General features: G+C 43.6%; 8 protein-coding genes and 1 tRNA gene. All 9 read right to left on the reverse strand.

The window, feature by feature from the left end:
- Positions 1-11: 11 nt before the first annotated feature.
- Positions 12-1,655: an arylsulfatase gene (locus ACVW2L_RS07640; RefSeq protein ID WP_457127371.1), complete on the reverse strand. Its 1,644-nt coding sequence runs from the start codon at positions 1,653-1,655 to the stop codon at positions 12-14.
- A gap of 29 nt (positions 1,656-1,684) precedes the next feature.
- The gene (locus ACVW2L_RS07645) at positions 1,685-3,160 is read right to left on the reverse strand and encodes a RagB/SusD family nutrient uptake outer membrane protein (RefSeq protein WP_457127372.1); all 1,476 of its coding nucleotides are present in this window, start codon (positions 3,158-3,160) and stop codon (positions 1,685-1,687) included.
- A gap of 19 nt (positions 3,161-3,179) precedes the next feature.
- Positions 3,180-6,251 carry a SusC/RagA family TonB-linked outer membrane protein gene (locus ACVW2L_RS07650; RefSeq protein ID WP_457127373.1) on the reverse strand — a complete coding sequence of 1,024 codons (3,072 nt, stop codon included), beginning with the start codon at positions 6,249-6,251 and terminating at the stop codon, positions 3,180-3,182.
- Positions 6,252-6,779: 528 nt separating this feature from the next.
- Positions 6,780-7,547, reverse strand: coding sequence for a DUF2490 domain-containing protein (locus tag ACVW2L_RS07655; protein WP_457127374.1), 768 nt, complete (start codon positions 7,545-7,547; stop codon positions 6,780-6,782).
- Between the two features lie 34 nt (positions 7,548-7,581).
- A complete protein-coding gene (locus tag ACVW2L_RS07660) occupies positions 7,582-8,517 on the reverse strand; it encodes a sulfite exporter TauE/SafE family protein (RefSeq protein WP_457127375.1) in 936 nt (311 codons plus the stop codon).
- A gap of 40 nt (positions 8,518-8,557) precedes the next feature.
- Positions 8,558-8,628 (reverse strand) — tRNA-Cys (locus tag ACVW2L_RS07665).
- Between the two features lie 274 nt (positions 8,629-8,902).
- On the reverse strand, positions 8,903-10,069 hold the full coding sequence (locus ACVW2L_RS07670; protein WP_457127376.1) for a chromate transporter: 1,167 nt from the start codon (positions 10,067-10,069) through the stop codon (positions 8,903-8,905).
- Between the two features lie 9 nt (positions 10,070-10,078).
- Positions 10,079-10,591 carry a hypothetical protein gene (locus tag ACVW2L_RS07675; RefSeq protein ID WP_457127377.1) on the reverse strand — a complete coding sequence of 171 codons (513 nt, stop codon included), beginning with the start codon at positions 10,589-10,591 and terminating at the stop codon, positions 10,079-10,081.
- A 79-nt stretch (positions 10,592-10,670) separates the two neighbouring features.
- A complete protein-coding gene (locus tag ACVW2L_RS07680) occupies positions 10,671-11,510 on the reverse strand; it encodes a chromate resistance protein ChrB domain-containing protein (protein ID WP_457127378.1) in 840 nt (279 codons plus the stop codon).
- Positions 11,511-11,544: the final 34 nt, after the last annotated feature.

Consider the following 11,544-nt stretch of genomic DNA (forward strand, 5'->3'; position numbering starts at 1 on the left):
ATGGCTTAGGATCACTTGTTATTGCGTCTTGAGGTTCTTGCGTCGGCAGCAGGCGCAGCGGGCTGTTGTCTTAGGATGTTGTAATCCGCTACTTCATTTTTAGTTGCCCAATCCTTATAGGCGGCTTTTAGCCGGTCTACAATGTCAGGATGAGCTGCTGCTACATTGTCGTTCTCACCCCGATCAGCCTCCACATCGTAAAGTTCATACTTGGGGTTCGTTCCGGCGGGAAGCACCAGTTTCCATTTCCCGTCGCGCACTGCCTGTTTACCGCTCCGTTCCCAGAATAGGGGCTCTCCACGTTCTACATGGTCTGTTTTACCGGTAAGAAGGGGCACCAGGCTTTTACCTGCCAACGCATTACTTTTTATGCCCTGATATTGCTTCGGATAGCTTACCCCCGCCAGCTCATAAAAAGTTGGTGCCAGATCAATCAAATGCGCTGTCCCTTGCCTTATTGTATTAGGTTTTATCAATTTAGGATACCAGGCAATAAATGGCGCGCTAATCCCTCCTTCATAAGGCGAATCTTTATAAGCCCGATGCGGCGAGTTACCTGTTTGAGACCAATTGCTGTTCTGCGTTTCGTAAGACCCTGCGGTGCCTACCGGGCCGGTAGTTCGCTGGGTATAAAGCCGCAGGTTGTTGCCACCTTGAGCACCGTTGTCCGAAATGAATATAATTAGCGTGTTATCATCTTTACCCAATTCTTTTAGTTTGGTAGTTAACCGGCCAATGCTTTGATCCACATGGTCAATCATGGCTGCAAATACTTCTTGCCTTAACTGCCAGTATTGTTGTTCATCATAGGTCAACGTATTCCAGGGTTTAACCTGATCATCGTTTTTGCTGATTTTTTGCGTCGGGCTGATCAGTCCTTTCTTAATAGCATTCTGATACCGTAGTTGCTTTAATGAATCCCACCCCATGCTGTACTTCCCTTTGTATTTTGCAATATCCTCCGGAAGCGCCTGCAAAGGCCAGTGTGGCGCGTTAAAGGCCAGGTATAAAAAGAAAGGTTTTTTCTCTTTATCCTGCTCACCAATAAATTCCAAAGCGTTGTTAGTTATCTCGTCAGTAAGATATTTTCCTGGTTGCAGATAGTAGGGCTGATTGTTTTTAACCAGCGGTGCAGTAGGGTTCTCTTCTTTACCTATCTCATAGTAATTACTGGCCCCGGCGATAAAGCCAAAGAATTTATCAAAGCCACGCTGATTTGGCCACTGGTTTTTGTCATCGCCAACATGCCATTTGCCCGACATTAAGGTAGAGTAACCCCCGCTTTTTAAAACTTCAGCCAATGTAAGTGACTCGCGGTTAAGGAAGCCCTGATAGGCCGGCAAACCTAAATTTACGTTAAAATAACCCACACCAGCCTTATGTTGATATTGCCCTGTTAACAACGAGGCGCGCGTAGGGGCGCAAATGGAATTGTTGTAAAACTCTTTTAACCTCAAACCCTCTGCTGCCAAACGGTCGAGGTTGGGTGTTTGTAGTTCTGAGGCTCCGTAGGGGCTAATGTCTGAAAAACCAAGGTCATCCACCAATATCAATACAATATTAGGTTTCTGTGCCTTTTGTGCTTGTGCCAATGTTGTGCCGAGCAGCAATGCTGTTAAAAGCGGCAACTTTTTTATAATACCATGTATTTTCATTGTTTTTTTGATTTAAGTGATTTATAATCTCAATAGCCTACCCAATCCGGATGTTGTTTAAGTTTTGGATTGAGGTTGATCTCGCGCAATGGCGTTGGAAAATGCGCATGGCGAGGTGCCGCGGCTGTCTTTCCGGCAGCCTTTAATACTTTTACATAATATTCAGCACCACGGCGCGCCAGATCAAACCAGCGCTGGTATTCAAATACCAGTTCCTTGCGACGTTCCTGAAAAACCGCATCCCTGAAATCACTTTGCGAAAGAGACGGCGCAATATCCTGTAGTTTGCTGATTCCGGCGCGTACACGTACCTCATCAACTGCTGCATAAGCTTCAGGGGTTGGCAAGCCCTTCCACTCATTCAATGCTTCTGCATAAATAAGCAGTACTTCAGCGTAGCGGATAATGGGTGTATTTTTTGACGACTGCCCCTGGTTACCTACCACAGCAGGATCATAATATTTGTTGAACTGAGGAGTTGCCAAGGTGTACAAGTTATTGTTTACCGGGCTTACGATCTGGGTAACGAAAGTCACTGCTTTACGCTTATCGTTGTTATCAAACGACTCATACAAACCTCCCTGCACATGCAATGCATCGGCATAGTCGCCGTTGATGCCCGGCACATCCGCAGGTGCGGAACGGCTGGCTAGGCTATTGCCCTGATAACCCACATTACCTTTGAATTGGGCAGAAAAAATATGTTCAATACCATTTTTGGTGGCTACGTTGAACACATCGGCATAATCAGTAAACAACTTGTATTGCTTACCATCTATGACCTCTTTACTCTTCAGGGCAGCCAGTTCCCAGTCTTTGTGCGTTAGATAAACTTTTGAAAGCAGGCTTTTTGCGGCTCCTCCTGTGGCACGCCCAACATCTGATGCGCCATAGGTTAAAGGCAATGCCTCCGCATCTTTCAGATCTTTAATAATCTGCGCATAAACTTCATCTTCGCTTGATTTACTGATATATAAACTTTCCGGTGAAAGATCCTTTGGTTGATGTAACACGAGTGGAACGCCGCCGAACCACCTTACCAGGTTAAAGTAATGTAAGGCCCGCAGGAATTTGGCTTCATTGATCAAACGGACCCGAACAGTTGCATCAATTTTATCAGCATCTATCAACGCTATTTGATCAATAGCTATGTTGGCTACGTTAATACCGTCATAACTTTGTTTCCAAAGTTGTTCCATCCTATCGTTGGATGAATCGTGCGTTAATCCTGATAGTGCTCTAACATGGGCGTTCCTTGCGCGTGGGCCGGCCTCATAATCATCGGTAGCCATTTCCATCCCGATTTGCATTAAACTATTGTAGAGCGATTGTCCGCTGTCATAAAGTTTTCTGTAAGCGGCAGTAACAGCCGCAGTAGCCTGTGCCTGATCTTTATAAAACTCGTCTGAAACCAATAGTGCGTCGGGCTTTTCGTCCAGTTTTCTGCATGACGATGATGCAACCAGAACAACACCCAAACCAATGGTATATATTAATTTTTTCATAATAATTAACTTTTAATAATTAGAAACCAACCCTTACGCCAACGAAATAACTTTTAGCCACCGGGTATATTCCCGCGTCTGTTCCGGGCGAAACATTGCTGCCCGAGGTAACCTCCGGATCAAAGCCTGTATACTTGGTCCAGGTAATCAAATTTTGCCCTGACACATAAATAGAAGCGCTGCTCAGGCCTAGTTTTGCTGCAAAGGTTCTTGGCAGGCTGTACGTAAGATTTACATTCTTTAATCTTAAGAATGAGCCGTTTTCAATAAAACGATCAGAGAACACCGGAGCGGGGTCAAGCTTGGCACGGGGTATGGTTTGGCTCGGGTTAGTAGGTGTCCATCTGTCAAGTGCGAATGATGCTGCATTCTGCTGTCCGGTAAATAATTCCAGGTTTTGGCGATTTGTATTCAAAATCTGGTTGCCATAAGCCCCTTGAACAAATACCAACAGATCGAATCCTTTGTAAGAAAATGTATTGGTTAAACCCGCCAGAAAATCTGGTTGCGCGTTGCCAATGATGGCTTTATCAGCAGCGGTGGTAAATGTCCCGTCGCCGTTGACGTCTTTGTAAAGCCTGTCGCCGGGTTTGGGCGTTGCGCTGCCGGTATATTTGCCTTTGCTGGCTTCTTCTCCTGTTTGTAAGATACCGTTGGTGACGCTACCAAAGAAGTTACCTAAAGGTTGACCCACCTGAATGATGTAATTGCCCGCTATATAAGTATTTGCACCGTTGCCAAGTGCCAACACTTTGTTGCGGTTGAAGGAAATATTGAATTGGGTATTCCACTTAAACGCGCCTGTGAAGTTTTGTGAACTGACTGCCAGTTCCAAACCTTTATTTTCAACAGAACCAAAGTTTTGTAAAGAGGAATCAAAACCTGACGTCCATGGCAATTGAACGTTCAACAGCAGGTTAGTGGTTTTTTTGTAATAAGCATCAATATTTAGTTGAAGACGGTTATCAAAGAAGCCGAGATCCAATCCTGCATTGTATTGATCGGTTTTTTCCCAGCTAAGTCTGTCGTTACCTATCCGGTTGGGCGCAAAGCCGGTGATCATATTACCGCCGAACAGGTAGCTATAGGTTGCCAGCGTTGCCAATGATTGATACTCACCGATTTCCAGATTACCGGTCTTGCCATAACTCAACCTGAATTTTAGATCGCTAACCGTTTTGCTGATGTTCTCGAAAAATGGTTCATTTCCGATGTTCCAGGATGCGGCGGCTGATGGGAAATAACCCCACTTGTTGCCTTTACCAAAACGGGAGGAACCGTCGGCACGTAAACTTGCGGTTAGATAATAGCGGCGATTGTAATTATAATTTACCCTGCCCAGGTAAGATTGCAGATCCCAACGAGTGGCATCAGATGTTGGCGCGATCAGCGTAGACCCACCTTGCAGTGAGTTATAGCCCAATTCATCCGTCACAAAGTTCTGCGACGAAGCGGTAAAATTCTCGCGTGAGAAGCTCTGCTGTGTAAAACCACCCAATACATTTATGGTATGATCGCCCCAGTTTCTATCATACGTCAAAGTGTTTTCGTTCAACCAGGAATAGCTCTCTAACGACCCTCTGCCGGCCTGGCCGCGTGTAAGGCTACCTTCATAAATACTATTTGGAATGTACTTTTTCTCTGAGATCGTGTTTACATCGGTACCAAACAAAACCTTAAGATTTAGCCCTTCAATAATCTTGTATTCTGCAAACGTGGTTCCCAGAACGCGGTTGGTGGTTGATTTGTTGATTTGCTCATTAATAGTCGCGATTGGATTTGCAAATACATTCTCAAACGGGTTACGAAGCGTGTAACCACCGTTAGGATCATAAATGGTCGCGGTCGGCGGCATGATCAATAAGCTATTAACAATGCCATTGGGAGCTATATTGGCATCCGCTTTACTCAAAGTAAGCGCAGTGCTTATTTTCAGCCTTTCAAAAGGCTGAGCGTCAACATTTGTTCTTAGCCCATATCTTTTAAAATCGGTATTTCTAATAATACCCTTTTGATCCTGGTAATTCCCCGAAATAAGATAACGAACCTTCGCGCTCCCGCCGCTAATGGTTAGCTGGTGATTTTGCATTGGCGCGTTGCGGAAAGCCGACCCCTGCCAGTCTGTACCATCGCCCAGCTGATCGATCTGTTGTTGAGTGAGGTATTGAAACCTGCCTTTAGCCGGTGTTGCATCATAAAGCGCATCGTTGCGCAGAATGGCAAAATCTTTTGCGTTCAGCACATCAACCTTTTTTCTTAGGGTCTGAACGCCATAGTTACCTTCATAAGTAACAGAATTTCTGTCGGCTTTTCCTTTTTTGGTGGTTACAATAACCACACCATTTGCACCACGCGAGCCATAAATAGCTGTTGCGGAAGCATCCTTCAAAATGTCAATGCTTTCAATATCGCCGGGATTGATACTGCTTAGCGGATTAACCGGCGTTCCGCTCAGCGTCCCTGCGGTAGATCCTGCGTTATAGATTGGAAAACCGTCTATTACATACAGGGGTTCGTTACCGCCTTGTATAGAACTGCCACCACGTATGCGAATGCTTACACCGCCCCCAGGCTGGCCCGTGGTTTGCGTAACCTGCACACCCGGTGCTGCTCCTTTTAAAGCCTGATCAAATGAGGTAACGGGTTGTTGCAGCGCTGTTTTGCCGATAGAGGAAACAGAGCCCGTTACATCTGCACGTTTTTGCGTGCCATAGCCTACCACAACCACATCGTTCAGTTGTTTGGCATCTATATCCAAACCAATTGTAACAGGACTTCCGTCAATTACCAGTTCTTTAGGCAGGTAGCCAACGTAAGACACGACCACTGTATAGGGAAAGGACTGACCCGAAACGAGTATAAATTCACCTTTGGCATCAGTTGTAGTGCTGTTGGTTACACCCTTAATGGAAATGGTAGCTCCAGGCAGCGTCTCCTTTGTCTGTGAATCGATAATTTTTCCGTTTAACCTTGAATTGATGGTTGGGTTATTTTGTGCTGAAACTGCGTACGGATAAAATAAGAGGATTAGTGCGAGCGTTCGAAAAAAATGGCGCTTTGCAAAATACTTGGCATGGAAATATAAATCCATATCTTTAGAATGTTTTTGTCAATACTTGTGTTGATAAACCGCGGATGGGGGGCAGTTGGTGATTGGACTTACTGCTGCCCGGCCATCCTTAATAAATTTTCAGGCCTAACCTGATAGCTACAATTGTTTGCGTCTCCTTATGTCATAAGCAATAAATTTTAATGTAAGAAATGGGTGGAAATAATGGACGTATGGCTGATTAGCCTTAACACATGCAGCCTAAGTAATACTTCAAATTCATAATGCACATCTCCATCTATGGGTTTAAATACGTTACTGTGCTGCAAATATAAATAATATCTACTAAATCCATAGACTTAGAAGATTTTTATTGAAAATAAATTATTCCCTTTTTTCTATGTGTTAATAAGCTCTTTTACCAGAACTTAGCAAAAGTAAATAGCTGTTTCGTCTACTCCGCTTGGGGTGGGCTATACGGTCTTGTACTACAAACTTGAAAGAAAATTCGTAGTCCAAGTGTTTTACCTGTTCTTACTAGGAAAGTTAGCCGGCTTAGCGGGAGGAAGTTTATCTCCTTTTAAATTGACTGATCAGATTATCGAAAGTCAATATTGCCCAATATGTATTGATATCGTCAAACTCTTTTCCAGAGTTTCTTGCCTGAAAACCATAAATATAACCTAAACTGAATTTAATGTTCCTCACCACTTCGTATGATGCGCCTGCGTAAATTCTGTTTTGATCAAACACATTAGGGTTGTTTTTCACGGCGTCTCCAAACTGAAGAAATACCTCATCGTAAACTGTAAAGGTTACTGGCTTGGTTTTAGATAATACGTTTAATACAGGTTTATCCAAACGGATCATGTACCGCACTCGCCAGTTAGATAAGTACTCGCCGTTGTTTTTAAGATCCCGCAGCCTGTACTCCAGATTATAGCGGTTGCTATAATTAAAAAGCTTACCCTTTGTTTCATGTTCAATCCTTCCGGCCCATCTAAATTCCTTTATTGGAGGTATTGCTGCATCGGGTTTACTATTATTTAATACAAAGCTCTCAAAATAGCCGAAAGGCGATACTGATAGCTTTACATTCTTGTTCAACGTGTAATGAAACCAAAACCAGTAACTTTTAAACTGGTCTGAATTGAAAATATTCGGGTCGCCGGCGTAATTGTTCTGGGTGCGCTTTTGCAAAAAGACTTCCCATTTAATCTTTGAATTGAGCGTGTCTGCCAGCGCCAATCTGCCCCAAAATAAGTTGTGCGAATTTCTTTGCGCACAAACGGTGTGGTACATGAATAGAAGAAATGCGACGGTAAAGATTCTTTTCACTGCCTATAAAATGCGCTGCGTTTTTACTTTAAAGTCATAAAAGATGTTGCAATGCCGACCAAATCGTCTTGGTGCTGGAAATTAACACTAATATCCCCACTGCAATAAACATTTTCTTTACAGGAAGCCTTCCTGCCAGTTTTGCCGCTAATGGAGCAGCAATAAGTCCGCCACAGATAAGGCCAAAAATGGCACCCAGATGGCTTACACCCAAAATAATAAAAAAAGTAAGAGCGCTGGCGAGTGTTACAAAAAACTCAGTTAAGCTAACAGAGCCAATTACGTACTTCGGACTTTTTCCTTTAGAAATTAGCGTGCTTGTAACCAAAGGCCCCCAGCCGCCACCGCCAAAAGAATCCAGAAATCCACCGGCACCTGCCAGCCACCCGGCTCGTTTTATTTTTTTGGGCTTTACATCAGTTTTAAACGCATTGCTTATTATCCTGATACCTAATAGAAAAGTATAAACAGCAATAATAGGGCGAAGCCATTGTGAATACGATTCTCCAGCTAAGCCCAACAGTACCGCCCCTGCAACAGAACCGATTATGCCAGGTATTAAAAGTGTTTTAAATAGTTTTTTATTGATGTTCCCAAAGCGATAATGGCTAAATCCGGAAGCTGCACTGGAAAACATTTCGGCTGTGTGGATACTTCCTGATATAACGGCTGGATTAAGTCCGCCGGATAGCAGTAGCGTAGTGGAAATAACACCATAGCCCATTCCCAAAGCCCCATCCACCATCTGTGCTAAGAATCCGACAAGCAACATAAACAGGAATTGTTCATCTACGGTGCGAGCGGCAAAAGATAACACCTGATCTAGCGTAATAAATTGTGCAATAATTAAGATAAGAACAGCTAAAAAGAACAAACCAAGCGTAAAATAGGCAATATTTCTCCAGGTGTATTTTCCGGCACCGGCTACAGGACCGGATTTCTTGATTGGTGCTATTTCGATTTTATTCATATTAAGAACTAACTATTCCGCTTGTAGCAAAAATTAAACGACGCCGGGAGTGGATTCGAACCACTGTTAAAGGTTTTGCAGACCATTACCTCGCCACTCGGTCACCCGGCTATAACGATTTGAGCATTACGGCTGCAATTATACTAAAAATATATAAATTCTATAGATTAAATAGACATTAAATATTTACTTGAGGTTACGCATTGATGCGATCAGCCTTCAGAACTTGTCGCTTTCGTGCTTTGGCCAATGCTCTAACCCATTTCCTGACTGAAAAGAAATTAATGCTTACATACAGTAACCTATCTACCGCATAAAGAATTACATCTATAGCACCCACAAACTTTATCCTCCTTGTGGTAGCGATGCCAATCTCGAACCCTCTTTATACAAAACTTTTAATGACGATGCCTAAAACAGCCGCGATGACTATTAAATGTGGTTCCTGTAATTTCTTAATATAAATGAGTACCAGCCAGCTTGCCAATGCAATGATTGCTGTAGGCAAATCTATGATAGAACGTGTAGCAATAATGACAACCGAGCCAACCAAGGCGCCGATAACGGCCGCTGTAATGCCGTCAACAAAGGCTTTGATGCTGGTGTTCTTAGCTATTTTTTTAAAGGATGGCGCAAGAATAACGGTGAAGAAAAAACAGGGAAGAAAAGTAGCCAATGCTGCCACGGATGCTCCCGGAAAACCATTCACCAAATAACCGATAAAACCCACAGTAATAACAACTGGCCCCGGCGTTATCATGGCTACGGCAACTGCATCCACGAATTGGTTTTCGTTAAGCCAGTGATGTTCTGTCACTACCCCTGCATGTAGAAATGGCACGATAGCCAGGCCGCTACCAAATACAAAGGTACCTGCTTTAAGAAAGAATAAACCGATTTCCACCAAAGTATCTTTTGAGTAGTTCCAGAAGCTGATGTTAGCAATCAGCAAAACTGGTAATGGATTTGGTTTCTTCATCCAGACAGGCGGCGCTTTTACCATCATGTAGATCAATCCGCAGCTTATAAACAGTAGTATTTGTTCTTGCTGAGTAACAATGGTGATAATAACGGCGATAAGGTAAAACAGCCAAAGCAGCCAATTAGCTTTTATAGCTGTTAAATTAAGCTTACCTACAGATTTTAGGGTTAACTTATATGCACTTAAGGCAATAATGCCTATAACGGCAGCACCTACACCATAAAAAACATCGCGCATCCAGTTAAGGCCGCTATATGCCTGATAAACCATGCCCAATAAAACCACCATAATAAAAGAGGGCAGTACAAAGGCCAGCCCCATCAGCGTAGCGCCCAACATACCATAATGTACAAAGCCTATATAAATCCCTAATTGTGCAGCTAATGGTCCGGGCGCAAGTTGCGCAAGTGCCAGCCCTTCTTTATACTCTTCCTCGGTAAGCCACGCCTTTTGCTCAACCAGATCGCGGTGCATATAGCCTACCAACGCGACGGGGCCACCAAAGCCCCAGGTGCCCAGTTTAAGGAAATAAAAGATAAGCTCTCTCAATGAGTATTTTACATTTTCCATACCTGCCATTTAAAAAGCTATACCGAACTGAAAGCCGACGGTAAATGTAGTGGGGCGGTCATTTCCAAAACGCACCGGCATTGGTACTGCCGCAAATAAGGTACTGTTCTTACCTTTTATCACTGTTTTGTTTATTACCGGTGTAACACCATATCGCCCCGAGGTTTCAAATGCCGCCCGACCTGCGAACGTCCAACCTTTCCCGAGTGCTACCAGTATGCCCGGATGGAATAGGAAGTTGCTCATTTTGCTTGTGCCGCTCTCTGCCCGTATGGTAGGCACAAATTCTGCCGAAAAACCTATCTTGGCACTTTTCCAGATATTTATACCGGTAGGCATTCCTACAACATAATGATCGTCAAAATTAAGGTCTGTACCAACGCTGCTAAATGTTACAAGCGGATGCAGGATACCAACATAACCCGCTATTTTAGGATACGTTTGTACTGGTGCCGTTTGTGAGAAGCTACTCATCGGAAGCAGCCCGATAAGCAAAAAAGGGAGCAGACGGATAACGTTCATAATAACAATTGTTTGATGTTGCAATGTTATCCATGACTTATCTTACAAAATAGAATGAATTTAACCATTCGTCTAAATTTTACTTTTTCTTTGATTTTTTATAAACAGAAGGGCTTTGACCGACCTGTTTTTTAAAAATGCGGTTGAAGTGACTTTGGTCAGAAAAGCCGGTCAGATAAGCTATTTCTGTCAGGCTGTGATCAGTCGTCTCAATCAGTTGCTTTGCTTTGTCGATGCGGAGATTACGCATATAGTCCCCGAAACTCAGGTTGTCAAAGTATTTAGAAAATTCTCTCGACAAGTAAGCGGGATTGATCTCCAATTCTTCAGATGCCTGCTGCAGGCTTAATGTCATCGTCGTATCCAACTGGTCCTGGATCATTTCTTTAAGCGCGCGGGCCCACTCCGGCGTTTTTTGACCTTTGCTTTTTTTAAGATACTGATGATAGACTTGCAAAAGTAGTTGCTCTACCGGCCCGTCTTGTGTATGTTTATTCTTAAACAAATGGGTAGCCCAACTAAATATGCCATCGTAAATGGTCATGCCTAAGGCCAACAGTTCCTGGTCGTCTTTTATGTTGTACGCCAGTCCGGAAAAAATGGCTTCCAAACCCGCCGCCTGCGGCGCAAAATCATGCCGGTCGGTATCGGCACCTCTAACTATTGTTGCAATGCGGTGCAAGGCCGGGTCTTTCAGTCCATGCTTTTTAATAATATAATCAAATGTACACTGATCTTGATAATGCGAGTACTCCACGTCTGGCAGATCAAACGGTATAGCGCCTAATTCTTTCGCTTTGCTTAAAACCTCGGTGTACGGAGCAAAAATAAACTCTGCTTCCAGATCTACAAAGCGTTCGATCAGCCAAGGGCAGGCGATCCTGTCAATCTTCGGTCTTTCTCTTGTGATCCATTTCATAATTTCAAATATTTGAGTAGGGAACGAAAAAACC

This window comes from Mucilaginibacter sp. HD30 (genome assembly GCF_054061755.1).

What these genes read in the sequence shown, in the direction of transcription:
- ACVW2L_RS07640 (WP_457127371.1), bottom strand. Translation starts at nt 1,655, where the DNA reads ATGAAAATACATGGTATTATAAAAAAGTTGCCGCTTTTAACAGCATTG.
- ACVW2L_RS07645 (WP_457127372.1), bottom strand. Translation starts at nt 3,160, where the DNA reads ATGAAAAAATTAATATATACCATTGGTTTGGGTGTTGTTCTGGTTGCA.
- ACVW2L_RS07650 (WP_457127373.1), bottom strand. Translation starts at nt 6,251, where the DNA reads ATGGATTTATATTTCCATGCCAAGTATTTTGCAAAGCGCCATTTTTTT.
- ACVW2L_RS07660 (WP_457127375.1), bottom strand. Translation starts at nt 8,517, where the DNA reads ATGAATAAAATCGAAATAGCACCAATCAAGAAATCCGGTCCTGTAGCC.
- ACVW2L_RS07670 (WP_457127376.1), bottom strand. Translation starts at nt 10,069, where the DNA reads ATGGAAAATGTAAAATACTCATTGAGAGAGCTTATCTTTTATTTCCTT.
- ACVW2L_RS07675 (WP_457127377.1), bottom strand. Translation starts at nt 10,591, where the DNA reads ATGAACGTTATCCGTCTGCTCCCTTTTTTGCTTATCGGGCTGCTTCCG.
- ACVW2L_RS07680 (WP_457127378.1), bottom strand. Translation starts at nt 11,510, where the DNA reads ATGAAATGGATCACAAGAGAAAGACCGAAGATTGACAGGATCGCCTGC.